This window comes from Rhizobium sp. WSM1328 (genome assembly GCF_057653715.1).
Genome location: NZ_CM172788.1, coordinates 2,129,027 through 2,152,082 on the forward strand (window position 1 = coordinate 2,129,027; position 23,056 = coordinate 2,152,082).

General features: G+C 62.4%; 20 protein-coding genes. 5 read left to right on the top strand and 15 right to left on the bottom strand.

The window, feature by feature from the left end:
- Nucleotides 1-127: 127 nt before the first annotated feature.
- The 11 genes from AC2444_RS10915 to AC2444_RS10965 form a co-directional block, all read right to left on the bottom strand.
- Nucleotides 128-952 (bottom strand): inositol monophosphatase family protein, encoded by an 825-nt coding sequence (locus AC2444_RS10915; protein WP_012757641.1) that lies wholly within the window; start codon nucleotides 950-952, stop codon nucleotides 128-130.
- 40 nt (nucleotides 953-992) lie between these two features.
- On the bottom strand, nucleotides 993-1,820 hold the full coding sequence (locus AC2444_RS10920; RefSeq protein WP_012757642.1) for an inositol monophosphatase family protein: 828 nt from the start codon (nucleotides 1,818-1,820) through the stop codon (nucleotides 993-995).
- Nucleotides 1,821-1,865: 45 nt separating this feature from the next.
- A complete protein-coding gene (gene ttcA, locus AC2444_RS10925) occupies nucleotides 1,866-2,735 on the bottom strand; it encodes a tRNA 2-thiocytidine(32) synthetase TtcA (RefSeq protein ID WP_012757643.1) in 870 nt (289 codons plus the stop codon).
- A gap of 60 nt (nucleotides 2,736-2,795) precedes the next feature.
- The gene (locus tag AC2444_RS10930; RefSeq protein WP_012757644.1) at nucleotides 2,796-3,725 is read right to left on the bottom strand and encodes a glutaminase; all 930 of its coding nucleotides are present in this window, start codon (nucleotides 3,723-3,725) and stop codon (nucleotides 2,796-2,798) included.
- A 102-nt stretch (nucleotides 3,726-3,827) separates the two neighbouring features.
- Entirely contained in the window at nucleotides 3,828-4,445 is a 618-nt protein-coding gene (gene rpsD, locus AC2444_RS10935) for a 30S ribosomal protein S4 (protein WP_012757645.1), read from the bottom strand.
- Nucleotides 4,446-4,669: 224 nt separating this feature from the next.
- Nucleotides 4,670-6,184 carry a helicase HerA domain-containing protein gene (locus AC2444_RS10940; protein WP_012757646.1) on the bottom strand — a complete coding sequence of 505 codons (1,515 nt, stop codon included), beginning with the start codon at nucleotides 6,182-6,184 and terminating at the stop codon, nucleotides 4,670-4,672.
- A 221-nt stretch (nucleotides 6,185-6,405) separates the two neighbouring features.
- The gene (locus AC2444_RS10945) at nucleotides 6,406-7,653 is read right to left on the bottom strand and encodes an MFS transporter (protein WP_171815686.1); all 1,248 of its coding nucleotides are present in this window, start codon (nucleotides 7,651-7,653) and stop codon (nucleotides 6,406-6,408) included.
- Between the two features lie 24 nt (nucleotides 7,654-7,677).
- Nucleotides 7,678-8,481: a glutamate racemase gene (gene murI / locus AC2444_RS10950; protein ID WP_012757649.1), complete on the bottom strand. Its 804-nt coding sequence runs from the start codon at nucleotides 8,479-8,481 to the stop codon at nucleotides 7,678-7,680.
- Nucleotides 8,462-9,292, bottom strand: a complete 831-nt coding sequence (locus AC2444_RS10955; protein WP_012757650.1) for an RNA methyltransferase — start codon at nucleotides 9,290-9,292, stop codon at nucleotides 8,462-8,464. Before AC2444_RS10955 ends, murI begins: the two co-directional genes overlap by 20 nt.
- 4 nt (nucleotides 9,293-9,296) lie before the next feature.
- The gene (locus AC2444_RS10960; protein ID WP_012757651.1) at nucleotides 9,297-11,336 is read right to left on the bottom strand and encodes an FUSC family protein; all 2,040 of its coding nucleotides are present in this window, start codon (nucleotides 11,334-11,336) and stop codon (nucleotides 9,297-9,299) included.
- Nucleotides 11,337-11,433: 97 nt separating this feature from the next.
- Nucleotides 11,434-11,961, bottom strand: coding sequence for a hypothetical protein (locus AC2444_RS10965; RefSeq protein WP_012757652.1), 528 nt, complete (start codon nucleotides 11,959-11,961; stop codon nucleotides 11,434-11,436).
- A gap of 187 nt (nucleotides 11,962-12,148) precedes the next feature.
- On the opposite strand from AC2444_RS10965, the gene AC2444_RS10970 reads away from it, so the two are divergent.
- The 3 genes from AC2444_RS10970 to AC2444_RS10980 all read left to right on the top strand — a co-directional run bounded on the left by AC2444_RS10970 (nucleotide 12,149) and on the right by AC2444_RS10980 (nucleotide 14,591).
- Nucleotides 12,149-13,360: an NADP-dependent isocitrate dehydrogenase gene (locus AC2444_RS10970; RefSeq protein WP_012757653.1), complete on the top strand. Its 1,212-nt coding sequence runs from the start codon at nucleotides 12,149-12,151 to the stop codon at nucleotides 13,358-13,360.
- Between the two features lie 70 nt (nucleotides 13,361-13,430).
- Complete coding sequence (locus tag AC2444_RS10975) at nucleotides 13,431-13,877, top strand: GNAT family N-acetyltransferase (protein WP_012757654.1); 447 nt, start codon at nucleotides 13,431-13,433, stop codon at nucleotides 13,875-13,877.
- 87 nt (nucleotides 13,878-13,964) lie between these two features.
- The gene (locus AC2444_RS10980; RefSeq protein ID WP_012757655.1) at nucleotides 13,965-14,591 is read left to right on the top strand and encodes a glutathione S-transferase family protein; all 627 of its coding nucleotides are present in this window, start codon (nucleotides 13,965-13,967) and stop codon (nucleotides 14,589-14,591) included.
- Between the two features lie 45 nt (nucleotides 14,592-14,636).
- Here the strand turns inward: AC2444_RS10980 and AC2444_RS10985 are convergent, their stop codons facing one another.
- The 3 genes from AC2444_RS10985 to recA all read right to left on the bottom strand — a co-directional run bounded on the left by AC2444_RS10985 (nucleotide 14,637) and on the right by recA (nucleotide 19,540).
- Nucleotides 14,637-15,488, bottom strand: a complete 852-nt coding sequence (locus AC2444_RS10985; protein WP_128449860.1) for an AraC family transcriptional regulator — start codon at nucleotides 15,486-15,488, stop codon at nucleotides 14,637-14,639.
- A gap of 148 nt (nucleotides 15,489-15,636) precedes the next feature.
- Nucleotides 15,637-18,291, bottom strand: coding sequence for an alanine--tRNA ligase (gene alaS / locus AC2444_RS10990; protein ID WP_012757657.1), 2,655 nt, complete (start codon nucleotides 18,289-18,291; stop codon nucleotides 15,637-15,639).
- A 154-nt stretch (nucleotides 18,292-18,445) separates the two neighbouring features.
- Nucleotides 18,446-19,540, bottom strand: a complete 1,095-nt coding sequence (recA, locus tag AC2444_RS10995) for a recombinase RecA (protein WP_012757658.1) — start codon at nucleotides 19,538-19,540, stop codon at nucleotides 18,446-18,448.
- Between the two features lie 229 nt (nucleotides 19,541-19,769).
- Between recA and AC2444_RS11000 the strand changes: the two genes are divergently transcribed.
- Nucleotides 19,770-20,714 (top strand): carbohydrate kinase family protein, encoded by a 945-nt coding sequence (locus AC2444_RS11000; RefSeq protein WP_012757659.1) that lies wholly within the window; start codon nucleotides 19,770-19,772, stop codon nucleotides 20,712-20,714.
- 88 nt (nucleotides 20,715-20,802) lie between these two features.
- Entirely contained in the window at nucleotides 20,803-21,729 is a 927-nt protein-coding gene (locus tag AC2444_RS11005) for a pseudouridine-5'-phosphate glycosidase (protein WP_012757660.1), read from the top strand.
- A gap of 111 nt (nucleotides 21,730-21,840) precedes the next feature.
- On the opposite strand, the gene AC2444_RS11010 is transcribed toward AC2444_RS11005, so the two are convergent.
- The gene (locus AC2444_RS11010) at nucleotides 21,841-23,049 is read right to left on the bottom strand and encodes a helix-turn-helix domain-containing protein (RefSeq protein ID WP_012757661.1); all 1,209 of its coding nucleotides are present in this window, start codon (nucleotides 23,047-23,049) and stop codon (nucleotides 21,841-21,843) included.
- Between the last annotated feature and the right edge of the window lie 7 nt (nucleotides 23,050-23,056).

Below are 23,056 nucleotides of genomic sequence, written 5' to 3' on the forward strand. Positions count from 1 at the left end.
TCCTCGGCCTTGTGCCGAGGATCTGCTGCATATCAACAAATTGCAGATGCTCGGGACAAGCCCGAGCATGACGAAAGAGGAGTTAGACAACCGTCTCAGCAGTCTGAAGCTCACCGGAACGGCGGGTTCAGACCGTAAAAACCTCACGCCGCAACACCTCCCACGAGGCCTTGTCGGGCGCAATCAGCAGCCCGCCATCGAGATGATGCGGCAGGTAGGGCGAGCCGTCGAAGCGCGCCGCATAGGCGCCCGCCTCCTGCGAGATCAGCGTACCGGCAAGGTGATCCCAGGGCATCAGCTTGTTGTACATGAGGTAATGCACATGGCCGCCGGCAAAGGTGCGGTATTCGTGGGCGGCGCAGCGGTAATTGGTGAGGAAGCGCACCTTGGCGAGATTGGCGAGCACTTCGGCCCGCTTCTCCTGCGGCAGGTAGCCTGTCGAGGCCATGCCGACCATATGCTCCAGTCCCACGGGAGCTGCGACCGACAGCCGCTCGGCGCCGCCATCCGGCCGCCGCAGCCAGGCGCCGCCGCCTTTTTCGGCCATCACCCAGTCGTCGCCCATCGGATCGTAGATAATGCCGGCAACTGTCTCGCCGCCGGAGATGACGGATGCCATGACGCCGAAGGCCGGGATGCCGGAGGCGAAATTGAACGTGCCGTCGACCGGATCGACGACGATCGCGAGATCGGCATGCTCGAGCCTGCCGAGCAAATCATGATCGGCCGCGACCGATTCTTCGCCGAGGAACAGCGCACCCGGCCAGAGTTGCGCAGATTCCGCCTTGATCATGCGCTCGGCCTGCTCATCGGCTTCGGTGACGAGATCGGTCGCCTCGCTCTTGGCGCGTACGTCGGCCTGGCTGAGCCGGCGAAAGCGCGGCAGGATCTCCGCCTTTGCCGCGCGGCGCAGCAAATCGGCAAGAAGGGTCGCGTCGACAATCGAAGTCATGTCAAATCCTCACGCTTGGGTCTCTCAGAAGAACCTTGAATCAGATGCCGACGATCTCGCGCCGGATGAGCTGCCAGCTCTCCTTGTCGGGCGCGGAGATGATACCGCCCACGGTCTCGCCGGGGCGATAGGGCGTGCCGTCGAATTTCGCCGTATGGCCGCCGGCCTCCTGATGCGCGAGCACCCCGGCCAGGTGATCCCAAGGCATCAGCTTCGCATGGCCGATGAAATGCAGCTTGCCGGAGGCGACCATCCAATATTCGTAGGCCGAGCAGTTGAAGGCGAAGGTCATCCGGATCTTCGCCATGTTGGCGCAGATACGCGCGCGATCCGGTTCGTCCATGTGGCTCCATGACAGGCCACCGACCATCTGGTTCAGGCTAGCAGGCTCAGCGACTTTCAGCTTTGTCGACTGCCCGTCCCGACGCGTCAGAAAGGCGCCTGCCCCCCTGATCGCGGTCACCGTGTCACCGAGAACAGGATCGTGAATGATGCCGGCGACCGTCTCGCCCCGGACGGTCACCGCCAACATGGTCCCGAAGACAGGAAGCCCGGCGGCGAAATTGAACGTCCCGTCGACAGGGTCGATGACGAAGGCGAGCTCGGCATCGGCAAGTGCCGGCACGACAGACCGGTCGGCGTCATAAGCCTCCTCGCCGACGACGAGTGCTGCGGGAAAGCGCTCTCTCAGCGCCGCGGTGATCCGGTGTTCGGCAAGCAGATCCGCTTGCGTCACCAGATCGATTGCCGAAGTCTTCTCCGAAACATCGGCAGCGCCGAGATTGCGGAAACGCGGCATGATCTCGGCTTGCGCCGCCTCTCTGACGCAATCGCCGAGAAAGAGAATATCCTGATCTGAAATAGTCATGCGAAATCCTGCCTCATTCAATAGCCTGCCTGCATAGCTGGCCTTTCATGAAGGATCGGTGACACCAAGGGTGGAAAAGTCGAAGAGTTTCGGATCGAGCAGATGCGACGGGTTCACATGCGAAAGCGCCCGCAGCATCGTATCCTTGCGGCCCGGCATCCGCCGCTCGATATCGGCAAGCATATCCTTCATCGCATTGCGCTGCAGCCCGTCCTGCGAGCCGCAGAGATCGCAGGGGATGATCGGAAACTGCATAGCGACGGCAAACTTCGCGAGGTCGTCCTCAGCGGCATAGGCGAGCGGACGGAGCACCATCAGATCGCCCTCGTCGTTCAGAAGCTTCGCCGGCATCGAGGCGAGCCGGCCGCCATGGAAGAAATTCATGAAGAAGGTTTCGAGAATGTCCTCGCGGTGATGGCCGAGCACCAGCGCATCGCAACCCTCTTCCCGCGCGACACGGTAGAGATTGCCGCGCCGCAGCCGCGAACAGAGCGAACAATAGGTGGCGCCTTCAGGCACCTTCTCCTTCACGATCGAATAGGTGTCGCGATACTCGATCCGGTGGCGGACGCCGATCTTGTTAAGATAATCCGGCAGAACGTGTTTCGGAAAGTTCGGCTGGCCCTGGTCAAGATTGCAGGCGATGAGCTCGACCGGCAGCAAGCCGCGCCATTTGAGATCGAGCAGCAGCGCCAACAGCCCATAAGAGTCCTTGCCACCGGAAAGGCCGACCAGCCAGCGCTTCTGGCCCTTCAGCATGTCGAAATCGTCGAAGGCCTGGCGCACCTGCCGCAGCAGCCGCTTGCGCAGCTTGTTGAAGGAGACCGAGCGCGGTGCATCGGCAAACAGCGCATGGCCGCTGGTGTCGGCTTCGCCGGTTTCCAAATCATCGGCGATGTTGGCTGCGATATTCATTGCTTCGTCCTACAGAAATTCCACATTTGCTCTAGCAGAAAGCTGCCTGGCAACACAGCATCAATCGCCGAAAACCGACCAGCCGGTGCGGGCTGCGAGCATTTCCAGCGCCGCGGCGCCGAGCTGCGAATTGCCGACCTTGTTCAGCCCCGGCGACCACACCGCGATCGAGGCAATGCCCGGCGCCACCGCAAAAATGCCGCCGCCGACGCCGCTCTTACCGGGCAGGCCGACATGATAGGCGAAGTCACCCGAGCCATCGTAATGGCCGCAGGTCAGCATCAGCGCATTGATGCGACGCGCCCGCTTCGGCGAGACCACCGAATGGCCGGTCGTCGGATTGCTGCCGCGCGCCGCCAGGAACAGCCCGGCGCGGGCGAGCTGCTCGCAGCTCATCGACAGCGCGCATTGATGGAAATAGACGCCGAGCACGTGGTCGACCGGATGGTCGAGATTGCGGTAGGCGCGCATGAAGTTGGCAAGCGCGAAATTGCGGTATCCCGTCTGCGTTTCCGAGCGCGCCACCTTGTCGTCGATGGTGATCGACTCGTCATCGGCGAGATAACGCACGAAGCGCAGCAGCTCGCCGATTGCCTCGCGCGGCGCATGGCCGGCCATGACGACGTCGCTGACGGCGATCGCGCCGGCATTGATGAAGGGGTTGCGGGGGATGCCGCTCTCATGCTCCAACTGGACGATCGAGTTGAAAGCCGATCCCGAGGGTTCGCGCCCGACCCGCTTCCACAGCCCCTCGCCGACCTTGCCGAGCGCCAGCGTCAGCATGAAGACCTTCGATATGCTCTGAATCGAGAAGGCGGTATCGGCATTGCCGACGCGATAGACTTTGCCGTCGACGGTGACGATCGCCATGCCGAACTGCTTCGGGTCGACCTTGGCGAGCTCCGGAATATAGTCCGCCACCTTGCCCTCGCCGATCCGCGGCTGGATATCGGCGTAGATGCTATCGAGGGTCGCCTGCAAATCTGCCATTGCTTCTCTCCAGATCGCAAAAAAGCCGCTCGAAAGAGCGGCTTTCCGTATATCGACGCATGCTGTTGTCTCGCAATCGGTTTCGACTGCGAGACGAATGCATTAACGCGAGTAGAATTCGACGACCAGATGCGGTTCCATGACGACCGGGAACGGAACGTCGCTGAGCGTCGGAACGCGGCCGAAGGTTGCGACCATCTTGCTGTGATCGACTTCGATGTAATCAGGAACGTCGCGCTCTGCGAGGCTGACGGCTTCCAGAACGATCACCAGCTGCTTCGACTTTTCGCGAACTTCGATGACATCGCCGGCCTTGCAACGGTAGGAACCGATGTTGACGCGCACACCGTTGACCGAGACGTGGCCATGGTTGACGAACTGGCGGGCAGCAAAGACCGTCGGAACGAACTTGGCGCGATAGACGATTGCGTCGAGGCGCGATTCCAGCAGGCCGATCAGATTTTCAGAAGTGTCGCCCTTGCGGCGGTCGGCTTCGGCGAAGATCGCGCGGAACTGCTTTTCGCGCAGGTCACCGTAGTAGCCCTTGAGCTTCTGCTTGGCGCGCAGCTGCACACCGAAGTCCGAAAGCTTGCCCTTGCGGCGCTGGCCGTGCTGGCCCGGGCCGTATTCGCGGCGGTTTACCGGGGACTTCGGACGGCCCCAGATGTTTTCGCCCATACGGCGGTCAATTTTGTACTTGGACGATTCGCGCTTGCTCATCGTATTTCCTTTCAAAGGTTTATGACGGCTTGTTGCCAAACCGCACGAAGGAAACACGCCCTCCTCTGGTCTTTTCCGAGACCTGACAGGATGTTCCGGTTAGCGAACAGGAACGATCCACGGGACATGTCAAATGAAACACCGGGCATTGCTGCCCGGTGCTTGCGGCGGTCTTTAGAGGGCCGTCATGAAATTGTCAACAGCGGCAAAGCTCGAAAGCACCACTATTCCGCCGCCAGCCGTGGGTCCCCGCCAGCATCAGGTGCGTTGGCGTCGCCCGGCGCCGTCTGGCAGTCCATATCAGGGAAAGCGACGATACGCTTGCCGGAAAAATCGGCGTGCACGACGATGATGCCCTGCTCCTCGAAATAGCCGAGCAGGCGCCGCGCACGGCGGGCGGAATGGGTGCCATAGGCACGGGCGATGCGGGCGTCCGACGGGCACGGCTCGCCGCAGACGGCGGCCTTGGCGAGCATCAGGAAGACGCCCTGCAGGTCGTCGGTGACACCTGAAGACAGCGACAGCGCCGTCGCCCAGGCATCGGTTGCGGCCGTTGCCGCATCGACGCCAGAGCGCGAGATCGCCACGCGCCGGCGGAAATCCGGCAGCGCGATCGGCGGTCCCGGCACGCGACGCATGCGCAGCCTTACCAGAAAGTCCTGGTAGAGCACCGAATCGGTGCGGAAGGCGGATGCCGGATCGTCCAGTATCTCGGCCAGCACACCTGCAAGGCGCTCCTCCCGCTCCTCGGCGGAGACTTCCACCTGGCTCGCCCTCGCCTCCGCAGGTACGGCCGATGCAGCCGGCGTTGAGCGCGAGAGTTCGGCCAGAATATCGGTCGTCGGCCGTGGCGCCGGCGGGGCGCGGCGCACCAGCGGGCGTTGGAATTCCTCCGGATCGGGCGTGAAGATCAGGTCTTCGACATCCTGCGGCGCATCCGGCAGCGGCATCAGTTTCGGGCTGGAGGAGCGCGCCGAGGTCTCCACCGCGCCGATCTGGATCGGCAGCGGCCGGCGCGACAGCGCGGGTCCGAGAGCGACGAAATTGCCGCGCTTCAGGTCGCGGAACATCTCGGCCTGGCGCCGGTCCATACCGAGCAGGTCGGCGGCGCGCGCCATGTCGATATCGAGGAAGGTGCGGCCCATCAGGAAGTTCGAGGCCTCAGCCGCAACGTTCTTGGCGAGCTTGGCAAGCCGCTGCGTCGCGATCACGCCGGCAAGGCCGCGCTTGCGGCCGCGGCACATCAGATTGGTCATCGCGCCGAGCGACATCTTGCGCGCATCTTCCGAGACATCGCCACCGACCGACGGCGCAAACATCTGCGCCTCGTCGACCACGACGAGAACCGGATACCAGTATTCGCGATCGGCATCGAACATGCCGTTGAGGAAGGCGGCGGCGGCGCGCATCTGGTCTTCGAGATCGAGGCCTTCGAGCGTCAGCACGCAGGAAACGCGATGCTGACGGATGCGGTTGGCAATGCCCGCCAACTCCGCCTCTGTGCGCTCACCGTCGACGACGACGTGGCCGAACCTGTCGCTGAGCGTGACGAAATCACCCTCGGGATCGATGATGACCTGCTGCACCCATTGCGCCGATTGCTCGAGCAGACGGCGCAGAAGATGCGATTTTCCGGAGCCGGAATTGCCCTGCACGAGCAGACGTGTCGCCAGCAGCTCCTCGATATCGAGCGTCGCCGGAGCGCCGGACGCCAATCCCATATCGATGCCAACCTGCACGTCCAATTCCCCTTACAAATTCCCGGCCCGTCTCTAGATCAGGATGATTTTAGGCCCGATCGGCCTAAAACCTGTTTCCTGATCTACATCAAAGAAATAGAGCATGATGTCGTCCGAAAACCGCGTACACTTTTCGGCATCATGCTCTAGCAGATTCGCAGGCACCGTTGTCGTCAAACCTTTAAGAACCCACAGGAAAGCCAGCCCTGGGAAATAAGGCTTCACACCGCCTCGCGCTCGACGAGGTCGCCCGCCATGTCCTTCTGCGTCGGAATCAGCAAACGTGTGCAGAGCAGGCTGACGAAAAGCGGCGCCAGCAAGACCGCAAGCCCCGCGCGCAAGCCCAGGAGTTCGCCGAGAAAGCCGATGATCGGCGGCCCGATGAGAAAACCGGTCAGGGCTGCGAAGGAAAGCGTCGCAACGCTTGAAGCGGGCGGGCGATCAGTCAGCGAAGCGACGGCCGTCACCGCAAGCGGAAACCCGACCGAGACGCCGACACCGACTGCGGCAAAGCCGAGTAGCGCAAGCGGCGTCGCCGGTGCAAGGAGAACGACGAGCATACCGGCAAGCGAGGCGATGCCGCAGCCACGGGCAATGGCAACCGCGCCGAAACGGCCTTTCATGTAATCACCGCTGAAGCGCCCCGCCGCAACCATGAAAGCGAAAACCGAATAACCGAGGCCGGTTTGTGCGCCTTCTGCATTCATGACATCGCGGAGGTAGACCGCCGACCAATCGGCGATCGCACCTTCGGTCATCGTCACGCCGAAGACGAAGGCGCAAATCCCGAGCAGAGCAAGACTGGGCAGCTTGAAGCCGGTCATTGCCTGCGAATTCTCCGCATGGTGACTTTCCGGCAATTTCGGCAGGCGCAGGCTGGCAATCAGCGCAGCCGGCAGGATAACGATCGCCGTGATCAGGATCGACCAGTGCGGCGAAAGCCCGAGGGCTATGGCACCAACGCCGATCAGGCTGCCGGCCATGATACCGAAACTCCAGAAGCCGTGGCAGCGGCTCATGATGATCAGCCCCGTCGCCTTCTCCGTCACATCGGCCTCGACATTCATGCCGAGTTCCACCGTCGAAAGCGCAACCCCAACGACAATCAAGGCGAAGAATAGAAGCATGACGCTGGGGGCGAAGGCTGGAAGCGAAACCACGGCAAGAAAGAAGATGAAACCATAGATGATCGCCATGCGCCCGCCGATGCGCGAGACGAGGCGGCCGGCAAACGGCAGGGTGATCAGCGTGCCGATCGGCAACCCCAGAAGTGCGACGGCGAGATCGGCGGTGCCGAGTTCAAGCTTCGCCTGGATATCAGGAATGCGCGGCAACCAGGCGCCAAAGGCTATCGGCTGCAGAAAGAAGATCAGCATGACAAGTCTTTGCAGCGGCACGGCGCATCCCTTTATGTATCGAGCGGCAAACACCCGCCCGCGATTCCCCACAGAGATGTTGCGCGATGACATCGGTGAAATAAAGCGCGCAGTGCCTTATCGCATGCTGAGACCGAAACCCTGCATCAGCCGGCGCGTCGCAAAGTCGGGATTGCCGGATGTAAAAACGGCAAAGTCGAAATTATCGGGGTGAACGGCATCGGCGATCTGCGGAACGAGTGTGCGCGCCCGCCGGGCAATGGCTTCTGCCGGATCCAGCCAGTCCACCGGCCAAGGCGCCAGTCTGCGGAATAGATTGGCCATGAAGGGATAATGCGTGCAGGCGAGCACGACGATATCGGTCTTGCGGCCTTCCTTCTCGACGAAACATTGGTCGATCTCGGTCAGCACCGCCTCATCGGAAACCGCGTCGCCCCGGATATAGGCCTCCGCCATGCGCGCCAAGTTTTCCGAGCCGACGAGCCGCACATGACATTGCTGCGCAAAGGACTGGATGAGATCGCGCGTATAGGCGCGCTTGACCGTGCCCGGCGTCGCGAGCACCGAGACCAGGCCGGAGCGCGTGCGCTCCGCCGCCGGTTTGATCGCCGGCACGGTGCCGACGAAGGTCATCTGAGGAAAGGCGGCGCGGAGATCGGCACCAACAAGCGTGAAGGCGGTGTTGCAGGCGATGATGCAGACTTCGGGATCGTGCTCCTCGAGCAGCCGGCCGAAAAGCCCGATCACCCGCTCCTTCAGCGCCTGTTCCTCCCAGCCGCCATAGGGAAAGCCGGCATCGTCGGCCACATAGATGAAGCCGCGTTCCGGCATCAGCACGCGCACCTCGCGCAGCACGGTCAGCCCGCCGATGCCGGAATCGAAGACGAGGACGGGTTTCAGCTCATGCGTCGGCGCTGTCATCGGGCGGTGTTTCCTTGGCCGCTGTCGGGAACCGGCCGCCGCGCGGGCTCTTGCGCGAGAAGCGGTCGAGGGAGGAGATGACGCCGCGCAGCACGCTGATTTCCTGCTCCGTGAAGGCCCGGCGGGAGAGTACGGCACGGAGATTGTCGACCATTTTTGGCTTTTTCCCGGCAGGGTGGAAATAACCACGCGCATCGAGCGCCTCCTCCAGCTGGTCGAACAGGCCGAACAGCTGGTCCTTGGTCGAGGGCGTCTGCCCCATTGCCTGGAAGGGCACCGCGCCGAGATCCTCCATGCCTGATTTCATCCACTCATAGGACATCAGCAGCACTGCCTGGGCGATGTTCAGCGAAGCAAAGGCCGGATTGACGGGGAAAGTGACGATCTCGTCTGCAAGCGCCACCTCCTCGTTGGTCAGCCCCCAGCGCTCGCGCCCAAAGAGGATTCCGGTTCCCTCGCCGGCACGAAACCTCGCCCGGAGCGTCTCGGCGGCAATGACCGGCGAACGCACCGGTTTGTAGCCGTCGCGCTCGCGCGCCGTCGTCGCATAGACGAAATTGAGGTCGGCGACCGCCTGTTCCAGCGTATCGTAGACCTTGGTCGCCTCGATGACGTGATCGGCCTTGGAGGCGGTCGCCAGGGCTTTCTCGTTCGGCCAGCCGTCGCGCGGATTGACGAGGCGCAGTTCAGCAAGGCCGAAATTCGCCATGGCGCGCGCCACCATGCCGATATTCTCGCCCATCTGCGGCTCGACCAGAATGATGGCCGGCCCTTCGGCCAGAAGTTGACGCTCGCTGTTCGTGCCTGCCATCGTTCTATCCCTGTTTCGAGCGCGCAATAACCTCGCCCGCTGCAAACGGCAAGACGTCAGCCTGCGGATAAAGCCTTTCCAGCGCAGAACCGATCATTTCGAGCCCCAGTCTCGCGCCCTCGCGCGACAGCGGCAGGTGCCGCCCTGTCGTCCGCGACGCCTTGCGCTCAATGAAGAAACAGGTCGAGCCGCGCGGGGCCGCATCCTTCATCAGCGCCAGATCCGACGCGATCAGCCTCTTCAGGTCGTCGGCCTCGGCCGGCGCTGTGGAACTCTTCGCCAGGATGCGCGCCCAGTAGGTGCAGGAAAGGAAGATCGCCAGCGTCTGGCGGATCTGGCCCGGCCGCGTCACCACCGACCAGGACGAGCCGAGCGGCTTCGCGGCCACCGTCACGTCGCGGTAGCAGGCATCGATCTTCTGCGACAGGGCGATCAGCTCGAAGCCGCTACTGCCCTCACCGATCGCGTTCAGCAGGTCCTCCAGCGCCTGGAACCAGCGGGCAAGTGCAGCATCGAGCGCACCCCGCGTGCGCGCCGGAAAGACGAGGAAGGCGACCGCCGTTCCGGCCACCGCGCCGATCACGGTCTCGCCGATGCGCAGCTGCAGCAGGTCGAGCGTTAGCACCCCGGTCATGCCGTAGACCAGGCAGAGCACGATCGAGATGAAGAAGGTCATCGTCGCATAGGAGACCTGCAGGAAATAGAAGGCGAGGAAGATGCAGATGACCGCAACCGGAATGGCGATTGCCAGCTGCCCCGAAATCAGCGTCGCCAACAGGAGCCCGATGGCGATCCCGAACACCGTGCCGAGCGAACGCGACAGCGCCTTCATCGCCGTGTCGCCGCGCGAATTGGTATTGGTGAAGACGAGGAAGGCGGCCAGCACCGCCCAGAACCAGCGCTCGCGCGACAGAAGCAGGCCGAAGCCCATGGCGATCGCCGAAGCGAGCGTGATCTGCAGCGCCGAACGCAGCAGCGGATTGGCAAAGGAAAAGTCGATCTTTTCAGGCTGCGCAGTGTCCCTGACGGCATCGATGCCGGCAAAGCCGGAGACCTGCCCCTCGCCAATCGCCTGCGTTAGCTGCTGCCGCGCCTCGCCGAGCCAGAGAAGCGCCCGCACAGTTTCGCCCTGCGGCTCGTCCTTGATGGCTTCCGCCATGGCGCTATAGGGTGCAAGTTCGGCTGCATCCGCCTCGATCACCGCATGGACGAGTGCGAAGGGCGGCGGGCTCTGGAAGCTCAGCACGATCGCGCTCTCAGCAGCAAGATGCGCGTCGAAGAGCCGGATTGCCAGCTCTGCGGCGGGATCGGCGGTGGCATCGAAAACCCCGCCGGCCGGGCGTGGAATGAAGGTTTCGGCCATCAGTACCACTTCCTTCAGCCGGTCTTCCAACTGACGCAGCTCCTGCCTGTCGGCTTCGCCGATCTCGGCGCCACCGGCAAGGGCGGCGAGCTTGAAGAGGATCTGATTGATCCGGCCGCGCACGCTTTCGAGCGACCGCAGCAGGTCGCGCCGCCAATCGTCCGGCAGGAGCACGGCTCTCACCAGATGCCCGAAGAGCACCGAAACGACGGGGCCGATCGCCACATCAGGCAGCTCGGCAAGAGAAGGCCGGAAATAAGACCCCATGAAATAGGAGGTGAAGGCGAACATGCCGATCGCAAAACCGCGCGGCCCGAACACGCGGCCCGCCGATGCGAGCGCGATCACCACCAGGAAGACGAGATCGGAGAGAAAGCGGTGATCTTCGAGGCCCGCCGCGATGGCGACAACGCCAAGGCTTGCGGCACAACCGAAGAGCCGCGTCACCAGTTGTCGCGCATTGCCCTTGTCGCGAACCGCCACCCCGCCCTCGATCGACAGCACGATGCCAAGGCCGAAAGCCGCCGTCGGCAAAGGCAGGATGAACATCTGGATGGCGAGGAGGACTAAAAAGGAGAAAGCGATCGTCAGCGTCACCCGCGAGGCCATCCGCAGGCGCGATAGCGCCGGATCGTTGGCAAGCAGCCAGTCGCGGAACTGAAAACCGGAAAACAAGTGCAAGAGCCCCTCATGCTGCCCAGGGATCGACAGATACCGCCGCAAGAGCGGAAATCAAACCACCCGAGATCGAATCCAGATGCTCTCGAATGTCGCGCGCCTATTGGCCCTTGGCAATCAGCGCCATCGTTGCCTTCAGGGAATCGCGCGCCTGCGTTTCGATATTTTCGGTGACGATATCGTCGATGACGGTTTTGCCGCCCTCTTCGACCACTTGGAAATGAACAGTCGTATAATCCTTGGCGTCAGCAGCGTCCGAGCAGGCGGATTTCTTGAAGCGCACGGTCACCTCGGCCACGCCGTCGACCACAGGCGCTGCCGCCATCGTCAGATCCTCCAGCGGGCAGGCATCCTGGCCGTTGACGATGACGTCGTAGTCGAAGGGCGAAATGCCGTCATCGTCGATGGCGGGAAACTGAGCCGCCGCCTGGTATTTCGCGACGAAATCGCGGCTGTAGAGATGGTCGAGCCGGCTCGCATCGAAGATGTCGGTCCAGTCGCTGTTATTGTCGGCCCAATTGCTCCTGGTCGCCTCCATGATCTCCTTCACGGGAGCGATGATATCGGCGGCATGGCCGGTGCCGGAAAAGGCGATAAGGCATGCGATAACAACGGCGATTGTCTTCATGGTCGAATGTCCGGGGCGGCAGATCGTGGCGGACACTAACCAAATTCCAGCACTTGGCAATGGCGGCAAAAACGCATTCTGAAACCCGTTGCAGCTTTGCGTTCCCGGTTCACAATGCTATAGCGCTCCTCATCACATCACCCACCCGGGACCCCCGTCCCCATTCAAGCTCGAACGAGGCAGATACATGAACAAGATCAAGGTCGCAAATCCCGTCGCCGATCTCGACGGCGATGAAATGACGCGCATCATCTGGCAGCTCATCAAGGATAAGCTGATCCATCCGTATCTTGACCTCGACATCGACTATTTCGACCTCTCGGTCGAAAACCGCGACGCCACCAACGACCAGGTCACCGTCGACGCCGCCAACGCCATCAAGAAATACGGCGTCGGCATCAAGTGCGCGACGATCACGCCGGATGAAGACCGCGTCAAGGAATTCAATCTCAAGCAGATGTGGAAGAGCCCGAACGGCACGATCCGCAACATTCTCGGCGGCGTCATCTTCCGCGAGCCGATCATTTGCCAGAACGTGCCGCGCCTCGTTCCCGGCTGGACCAAGCCGATCGTTGTCGGTCGTCATGCCTTCGGCGACCAGTACCGTGCCACCGACTTCCGCTTCCCCGGCAAGGGCAAGCTGACGATCAAGTTCGTCGGTGAAGACGGCACGGTTATCGAGAAGGACGTCTTCGACGCCCCCGGCTCCGGCGTTGCCATGGCCATGTACAATCTCGACGAGTCGATCCGCGAATTCGCCCGCGCCTCAATGATGTACGGCCTGATGCGTAAGTGGCCGGTTTATCTGTCGACCAAGAACACCATCCTCAAGGCCTATGACGGTCGCTTCAAGGACATCTTCGAAGAGGTGTACCAGACCGAATTCAAGGATCAGTTCAAGGAAGCCGGCATCACTTACGAACACCGCCTGATCGACGACATGGTCGCCTCGGCGCTGAAGTGGTCGGGCGGCTATGTCTGGGCCTGCAAGAATTATGACGGCGACGTCCAGTCCGACACCGTAGCCCAGGGCTTCGGCTCGCTCGGCCTGATGACCTCGGTTCTCTTGACGCCCGACGGCAAGACGGTCGAAGCCGAAGCCGCCCACGGCACGGTGACGCGTCACTATCGCCAGCACCAGAAGGGCCAGGAAACTTCGACGAACTCGATCGCCTCGATCTTCGCCTGGACCCGTGGCCTGGCGCACCGCGCCAAGCTCGACGACAATGCCGAGCTCGCCCGCTTCTCCTCGACGCTGGAAAAGGTCTGCGTCGACACCGTCGAATCCGGCTTCATGACCAAGGACCTGGCGCTGCTGATCGGCCCCGACCAGCCGTGGCTGTCGACCACCGCCTTCCTCGACAAGATCGACGAGAACCTGCAGAAGGCCATGGCGTAAGCCGGTCTTTTCGGTATAGCATTGAAACGGCGGGGCTTTCCCCGCCGTTTTCATTTGCGAGGATGAACCGATGACGGCAACCGTGCGCCCGCTCGAAGCCTCTGACCGTGCCGCCTGGGAACCTTTATGGGCTGCCTATCAGCACTTCTATGAAGTGGTCATCCCGCCTGAAACCACCGATCTCACCTGGGCTCGCTTCCACGACCCTGACGAACCGATGCATGCGCTCGGCGCCTTCGACGAAGACGGCCGCCTCGTCGGCATCGTCCATGCCATCTTTCACCGTTCCTGCTGGCTGCCGCAATGGACCTGCTATCTGCAGGATCTTTATGTCGAGAGCAGCCAGCGCGGGCTCGGCACCGGTGCTGCACTCATCGACGCCGTCGCAGATCTCGCGCGCGGAAACGGCGCAGGCAGGCTCTATTGGATGACGCACGAGGCCAACGCGACGGCGCGCCGGCTCTATGACAGCATCGCCGAGCGCTCCGGCTTCATCCAGTATCGCAAGGCGCTCTGACTGCTGGCGAAATTTGACATCAAGGGTTGATAAGTGTTGATTCTCGAAGGGGTGGTTCCGCAAACATAGGAACAACAGGAGGATCTCATGACCGAAGAACTGGTATTCTATACCAACCCGATGTCGCGCGGCCGCATCGCGCGCTGGATGCTGGAAGAGATCGGCCAGCCCTACCGCACCGAATACCTGACCTTCGGCGAGACGATGAAGGCGCCGGAATATCTCTCCGTCAATCCGATGGGCAAAGTGCCGGCGATCCGCCACGGCGATACCGTCGTTACCGAATGCGCGGCGATCTGCGCCTATCTCGCCGAAACCTTTCCCGACAAGGCGCTGGCGCCGAGGCCGGAAGAGCGCGCGGATTACTACCGCTGGATGTTCTTTGCCGCCGGTCCGCTCGAATCGGCGGTGACCATGAAGGCTCTCGGCTTCGAAATTCCGCAGGAACGCCTGCGCATGGCCGGCTGCGGCGGCTTCGGCGACGTGATGAACACACTCGAGAAAGCCGTCTCCGGTTCGACCTACGTCACCGGCGAGCGCTTCACCGCCGCCGACGTCTATGTCGGCTCCCATATCGCCTGGGGCCTCGGCTTCGGCTCCATCGAGAAGCGCCAAGCCTTCATCGACTATTTCGGCCGCATCAACGAGCGCGAGGCCTACAAGCGGGCGAACGCCCTCGATGACGAAGCCATCAAGACCATGCAGGCCGCTTGAGAGCTCGGGGACGCGGCAGATCCGCCGCCCCCCCAAATAGCGACCTCAGACGAGCGGCATATGAATATCCGTCAGAAGCTCGGTCGGCGACACCTCGCGCGGGTTGTTGAGGTATTCCTCGAACATCACCCTGTCCTTCAACTGCCGGCCGGATTTCGGCAGCCATTCGGCAAAGAGCCACCGATAGGACTTCGGCATATTAGCATAGGGACCCTTGTGGCGCAGCACCGCATAATCGCCGCCGTCGATGGTGCGCCGCTCGAACGGCGCCTCGACCGGCACGTCGGAAGCGCCGGTGACGCAGGCGATCGAGCGCAGCTTTTCTTCAGGCACGATGTCGGGATCGTCGAGATAGACGCCGATCATCCGCATGTCGGGCCTGGCGAGGCCGCGAGCATAAAGCGTGCCGAACAGCGTCTCGAAGGCCCTGTCGATATGCATGTAGGAGCCGGTATGGGCAACGCCGATCAGCTCGATCGGTCCGATCTCGCGTATGGTAACGTCTAACATTGCTTTGGTCTTTCCGTTGGGTGAGGGTTCAAAGGCTGTATGGCTTCCCTCTTTCCGGTAGCGCGCCGGCGGCATGCCGTAGACCGACTTGAAGATACGATTGAAGGATTGGAGATTGGGGTAGCCTGATCGCTTCGCAATTTCACTGACGGCAAGTTCCGTGCGGACGATCTCGCCAGCCGCGTGATGCAGCCTGAGCCGCTTGACGGTGGCCGCCAGCGTCTCGCCGTAAATCGCCCGGTAGATCCTGTGCCAGTGATAGCTCGACATGCAGGCGATTTCGGCAAGGCGTTCCATATCCAGCTCCTCGTCGAGGTGGTCGTGAATATAGGCCGAAACCCGTCTCAGACGGTTTTCATAAAGTGCCCATGCCGTTTCGCCATTCATCTCGGAACCTCGTGCAATCGATCGGCTTGAGAGAACCATATCCCGATTTGACAAATCCTGCTGACTTGCCCTCGGCAGTGAGCCGATGAAATGAGAAAGGCGGAAGCCAAGCCTCCGCCTTTTCGAAACGCATTGATTAGCCGGCTAATCAGCCGGCGAGTGCTACGGCAACGGCCTCGATCGCCTCGTCGGCCTTCGACCCATCGGGACCGCCGGCCTGGGCCATGTCGGGGCGGCCGCCGCCGCCCTTGCCGCCGAGGGCGGCAGAGGCGATGCGGACGAGATCGACGGCGCTGTAGCGTTGCACCAGATCCGGTGTCACCGCCACAACAGCACTTGCCTTGCCGTCGTCGGAAACGCCGACGAGGGCAACGACGCCCGAGCCGATGCTGGTCTTGCCGTCATCGGCCAGTCCCTTCAAATCCTTGGGATCGACACCCGAAATCGCCTTGCCGAGGAACTTGACGCCAGCAACTTCGCGCACGGCATCGACCGAGCCGCCCTGCCCGCCGCCCATGGCGAGTTTGCGCTTGGCGTCACCCAATTCCTTTTCGAGCTTGCGGCGCTCGTCCATCAGCGCTTCAACACGTGACAGCACTTCGCCCGGCTGCACCTTCAGCGAGGCGGCCAGTGTCTTCACGCGTTCGTCCTGTTCGGCCAGATATTCGCGCGCCGATTCGCCGGTGACGGCCTCGATGCGGCGAACGCCGGCGCCGACGGCACTTTCACCGAGAACACGGATCAGGCCGATCTGGCCTGTGGCCCCGACATGCGTGCCGCCGCAGAGTTCGATCGAATAGGCCTTGCCGGCCTTGGCGCCGCGCACACCCTCACCCATCGCCACGACCCGGACTTCATCGCCGTATTTTTCGCCGAACAGCGCCATCGCGCCTTCGGCGATCGCATCGTCGACGCTCATCAGCCTAGTTGTAACCGGCGAATTCTGCAGCACGATCTCGTTTGCCATGTCCTCGACGATCTTCAGCTCCTCGGCCGACATCGGCTTCGGATGCGAAACGTCGAAACGCAGGCGCTCGGGCGCAACCAGCGAACCCTTCTGCGCCACATGGGTGCCGAGCACTTCGCGCAAAGCCTCGTGTAGCAGGTGGGTCGCTGAGTGATTGGCGCGCAGCCGCGAACGGCGAGCATGATCGACCGTCAGCACGACTGCATCGCCATCCTTGAACACGCCGTCGATGACAGTACCCTGATGCACGAACAGGCCTTCGCCCCTCTTCTGCGTATCTGAAATCTCGATCTTGCCGTGGTCGGACGAGATTACGCCGGTATCGCCCATCTGGCCACCGGATTCGCCGTAGAATGGCGTCTGGCTGACGACGATCTGCACCTTGTCGCCGGCCTTGGCCGCGGTCGAAACCGCGCCCTCTTTGACGATCGCCTGCACGACGCCTTCAGCCGTTTCGGTGTCGTAGCCGAGGAATTCGGTCGCACCGTGTTTTTCCTTGAGCTCGAACCAGATGGTTTCCGTCGCCTTCTCGCCGGAACCGGCCCAGTGCGAGCGGGCTTCGGCCTTCTGGCGCTGCATCGCATCGGTGAAACCGGAGATGTCGACGCCGATCTCACGGGCACGCAGTGCATCCTGCGTCAGATCGAGCGGGAAGCCGTAGGTGTCGTAGAGCTTGAAGGCGGTCTCACCATCCAGCATATCGCCCTTGGAAAGATTCGTCGTCGCGTCTGACAGAAGCGACAGGCCGCGTTCCAGCGTCTTGCGGAAACGGTTTTCCTCCAGCTTCAGCGTTTCCGAGATCAGCGCCTCGGCGCGCACCAGTTCCGGATAGGCGCGGCCCATCTGCTGCACCAGCGTCGGCAGCAGCTTGTAGACCAGCGGTTCCTTGGCGCCGAGCAGTTGTGCATGGCGCATGGCGCGGCGCATGATGCGGCGCAGCACATAACCGCGGCCCTCATTCGACGGAAGCACGCCGTCGGCGATCAGGAAGGCTGAGGAGCGCAGATGGTCGGCAATGACGCGGTGGCTGGCGCTGCCTTCCGCCTTGACGCCCATCGTGTCCTCGATGGTGCCGATCAGCGTGCGGAAGAGATCGGTGTCAAATACGCTCTGAACGCCCTGCAGAACGGCGGCCATGCGCTCCAGGCCCATGCCGGTATCGATCGATGGGCGCGGGAGCGGCGAACGCTCGCCGGGTGCGGTCTGCTCGAACTGCATGAAGACCAGGTTCCAGAATTCCAGGAACCGGTCGCCATCTTCCTCCGGGGAGCCCGGAGGACCGCCCCAAACATTCTCACCCTGATCGATGAAGATTTCCGAGCACGGGCCGCAGGGGCCGGTATCGCCCATCTGCCAGAAATTGTCGGAGGTTGGAATGCGGATGATCTTATCGTCGGAAAAGCCAGCGATCTTCTTCCACAGCGTCGCAGCTTCTTCGTCCTCGGAATAGACGGTCACCAGCAGGCGGTTCTTCGGAAGGTCGAAGCCCTCGGTGACGAGCTTCCAGGCAAGCTCGATCGCATTCTCCTTGAAATAGTCGCCGAAGGAGAAGTTGCCGAGCATCTCGAAGAAGGTCAGGTGGCGTGCAGTATAGCCGACATTGTCGAGATCGTTGTGCTTGCCGCCGGCTCGCACGCATTTCTGCGAAGTCGTCGCCGTCGAATAGGGACGCTTTTCGAGGCCGGTGAAGACGTTCTTGAACTGCACCATGCCGGCATTGGTGAACATCAGCGTCGGGTCGTTGCGCGGCACGAGCGGGCTCGACGGAACGATCTCATGGCCGTTCTTCTTGAAATAGTCGAGGAAGGTCGACCGGATATCGTTCACGCCGCTCATGCTATGCCCTTCAATGCTGCCGGAGGCAGGTAAATACAAATCCATCGGCTTTTAACGTTCGCCCCCGCCACTGTCCAGCAGACAAACAAAACCGACCGCATTCTCATCAGGAATGCGGCCGGTTGGAACTGTCCGATGAGTTTAAGCGCGAAAATTACATTTCCGCGGAGGCATCGCCATCGCCGTCATCGGGCTCCGGTCCGCCATTCTGCAGGAAGCGGTCGGCGATCAGGCCGGCATTCTGGCGCAGCGACAGTTCGATCTCGCGGGCGAGGTCCGGATTATCGCGCAGGAAGGTCTTGGCGTTTTCGCGGCCCTGGCCGAGGCGCTGGCTGTTATAGGAGAACCAGGCGCCCGACTTTTCGACGATACCGGCCTTGACGCCGAGATCGACCAGTTCGCCGGTCTTGGAAACACCCTCACCATACATGATGTCGAACTCGACCTGCTTGAAGGGCGGCGCCATCTTGTTCTTGACGACCTTGACGCGGGTCTGGTTGCCGATCACCTCTTCGCGCTCCTTGACCGCGCCGATGCGGCGGATGTCGAGGCGCACGGAGGCGTAGAATTTCAGCGCATTGCCGCCCGTCGTCGTTTCCGGCGAGCCGAACATGACGCCGATCTTCATGCGGATCTGGTTGATGAAGATCACCATGGTGTTCGACTTCGAGATCGAAGCGGTGAGCTTGCGCAGCGCCTGGCTCATCAGTCGTGCCTGCAGGCCGGGAAGGCTGTCGCCCATCTCGCCTTCGATTTCGGCACGCGGCGTCAGGGCAGCGACCGAGTCAACGACCAGAACGTCGACGGCGCCGGAGCGCACCAGCGTATCGGTGATTTCGAGCGCCTGCTCGCCGGTATCGGGCTGCGAGATCAAAAGGTTCTGCAGGTCGACGCCAAGCTTGCGGGCATAGACGGGATCGAGCGCATGTTCGGCATCGACGAAGGCGCAGATGCCACCCTTCTTCTGCGCTTCGGCAATCGTCTGCAATGCAAGCGTCGTCTTGCCGGAGCTCTCCGGCCCGTAGATTTCGACGATGCGGCCCCTCGGCAGGCCACCAACGCCGAGTGCAATATCGAGGCCAAGCGAGCCGGTCGAGATCGTCTCGATCTCGACAACATTCTCGTTGGAGCCGAGTTTCATGATCGAGCCCTTGCCGAACGACCGCTCTATCTGTGAGAGTGCCGCTTCAAGCGCCTTGCTTTTGTCCACCGATTTGTCCTCTACCAGCCGCAATGAATTCTGAGACATCCGATCCACCTTTAGGTTATTGAAGCCGCTCTAGCAATGTCGAGTTTGTACCCTATTTGTTCCATTTTCGCAATAGGCGATCAAATAATTGAAAGAAAAAGGTAAAACGACCCGTGTTCTGTATTTGTTTTATCGATGGAAAGCAACGACTTAGGTTTGAAGTGCTGGCACGAGCGGCGCAAGGCGCATCGCATCGATTCGCCTTTCGGGCATCGGGAGAGCGGCTCGGATGAAGAAAAAGATTCTTGTTCTCGGCGGCGCCCATATCGATCGGCGTGGCCGCATCTCCGGCGAGACGGCGCCTGGCGCCAGCAATCCCGGCACCTGGTTCGAGGAGCCGGGCGGCGGTGGCTTCAATGCGGCGCGCAACCTGGCAAGGCTCGGTTTTCAGGTGACGATGATCTCGCCGCGCGGCGGCGATCCGATGGGCGAGACGGTCGGAGAAGCTGCCGATTTTGCCGGCATCGACGACCGGCCCTTCGTCTTCCTCGACCGCAAGACGCCGAGCTATACGGCAATCATCGAGAAGGACGGCAATCTGGTGATCGCCCTTGCCGACATGGATCTTTACCGCTTCTTCGTGCCACGGCGTCTCTCCATCCGCTGGGTGCGGGAGGCCTTCGCCGCCCATGACTTCATCCTTTTTGACGCCAACCTGCCGGAAGAGACGATCGCGGCGATCGTCGCGAAGGCGCACTCGCTAGGCAAGCCCATCGCGGCAATCGCCATCTCGCCGGCCAAGGTCGTCAGGCTGAAACCCTGCATCGGGGATATCGACTACCTGTTCCTGAATGAGGCAGAAGCTGCCGCCCTTGCCGGTGAGCGGCCGGAAGGGGCTGCAGGCTGGCCGCCGTTGCTGAACGAGATCGGCATCAGGAACGCCGTCGTCACCCGCGGCCGGCGCGAGCTCGTCGCGCTTTGCGACGGCCGCGCCGTGACGCTACAGCCGCCGATTGCCGACATCGTCGCCGATGTCACGGGTGCCGGCGATTCCCTTGCAGCCGGCACGCTCGCCGCATTGATATCAGGCCTGCCGCTCGAAGAAGCCGTCCGCCACGGCACTGCGGCCGCCATACTGACCGTGCAGTCGCGGCACGCCGTCAACGAAAATCTGACGCCCGATCTCCTGAATGAGGCGCTTGCCCTTGTCCCCAAGGTCAGAATTCTGCATTGAAGCGGCGAATTAAATAGTTGAGCATGATGTCGACCGAAAACCGCTCACCCTTTTCGGCATCATGCTCTGTCGATCACAGGACAAGACCATGACCAAGCCCATCTCCCCTCTTCTGCCGATCGCCTATTCGAAGGAAGTCGCCAGCGCCAAGCAGCGCGGCGCGCCGCTGGTGGCGCTGGAATCCACGATCATCACCCACGGCATGCCTTATCCCGGCAATATCGAGATGGCCCGCAGCGTCGAGGCGATCATCCGCGAACAGGGTGCGGTGCCGGCAACGATCGCCGTCATTCACGGCACGCTGCATATCGGCCTTGAAGCCGCGGAGCTGGAACAGTTGGCCAAGGCCACTGAAGTCATGAAGGTGTCGCGCGCCGATCTCGCCTTCGCCATCGCCGAGCGCCGCACCGGCGCCACCACGGTTGCGGCGACGATGATCGCGGCGGCGCGCGCCGGCATCCGCGTCTTTGCCACAGGCGGCATCGGCGGTGTGCATCGCGGCGCCGAGGAAAGCTTCGATATATCAGCCGATCTCGAGGAACTCGCGCGCACCGGCGTCATCGTCGTCTGCGCCGGCGCCAAGGCGATCCTCGACATTCCGAAGACGCTGGAAGTGCTGGAAACCCGCGGCGTGCCTGTCGTCACTTATGAGAGCGAGGAATTCCCCGCCTTCTGGTCGCGCTCCTCGGGCATCCGCAGCCCGCTGTCGCTGAACAGCCCGGCCGCCATCGCCAACTTCCAGACGGTGCGCGAACAACTCGGCGTCGACGGCGGCATGCTCGTCGCCAACCCCGTGCCTGAGGCCGACGAAATCGCGCGCGAGGAAATGGAAATCTATATCGAGCGGGCGCTCGACAGCGCCGAGCGCGACGAAGTCACCGGCAAGGCGGTCACACCCTATCTTCTGTCGACCATCTTCGACCTGACGGATGGCCAAAGCCTCAAGACCAATATCGCGCTCGTTGAAAACAATGCGCGGCTTGCCGCTGAGATTGCGGTGGCGCTGGGTGAATGAGGGGTGACGGGGCTGGGCCAGCATGGCCTTCAAAACGGTCGCGCCGTGTAAGCCCCCCTCTGCCCTGTGTCCAGCCGATAGATGGGTAACAGATTGAACCGGATAGATGGGTTACAGTTCTCCCCCTTGTAGACCAGTGTCCGCCCCTGCGCCGGCTGGTCGGGGTTGCAGGGCGCTGGGGCGGACAAGCCGCTTGGTCTTCTTGTCGATGATGCCGAGCGGATGGGCATGGAAGCGTAGCGTCCAGATGCCCGCTTCACTCTCCTCGATCGCCACGACCTCGCCGGCCAGCGCTGCTGCGACATAGACGAGGTCACCGTTCCATTTGATCTCGCCATTGGAGCGCACCCGGCGCACCGCCGCCTCGGCCGGATAGTCCGGTTCAGGCAGGCGGTCGGGCAGGCGCCGCAGTGACGGTCGGTAATGATCAGCAGGCACGTCCATAGCGAGCGCCTCGTGTGGACGCTCGGCGTTGTAATTCTGGCGAAATGCGTCAAAGACCGCCTGCTGCGCGGCATGGTCGACCTCCGGCGCCATGGCCAGCGGCAGCATCGTCAGATGGAAGCGTTCGTGGCGGCCGTTCTGCTGCGGTTTGCCCGGCTGGATGCGCTCCAGGCCGATGCCGAGCTTGATGAACCGTACAGCAAGCGTCGTCAGCCCGGTGACGCCGATCGCCGCGAAGGGCGAACCGTTGTCGCTGCGAAAGCGCTCCGGCAGTCCGTGCTCGGCAAACAGCCGCTCGAACACCGGCCAGGCCTCTACCTCGGCCGGCGTCGCGCAGGCTTCCAGCGCCAGCAGAAAGCGGCTCGCCGTATCCATCACCGTCAGTGGCTCGCAGCGCCGCCCATCGCGGGTCCTGAACCAGCCCTTGTAATCGGCGCTCCACACCGCATTGGGCCCGTTGGCCGGCGCGAACGGGCCGCAACCAGCCGCCCGCCAGCGATGCCGCCGGCGCCCGACCAGCCCGTGTCGCTTCAGGATCTCGCCTATCGTCGAGGCCGCCGGCCAGCAAAGCTGCGGCGCCGACCGCTTCAGCCGCGCCAGCACCTTCTTCGGCCCCCACTGCGGATTCGCCTCCTTCTCCGCCACGATCCGCGCCACCAGCTCCGCCGCCGTTGCCCGCCCGTGCTCAAGCGGCGCCCGCGGCAGGTCGATAAGCCCCGCAGGGCCGAGCGCCCGATACCGCTCCAACCATTTGTAGCCCGTCTTGCGCGATATCCCGTAGGCCGCACACAGCGCCGTCATCGTCTCCTCGCCCGCAAGACATTCCCCAACAAAGCGCAGCCGCTCGTCCATGATGCCAGTCTCTCTCCAAACCATCGCCGGG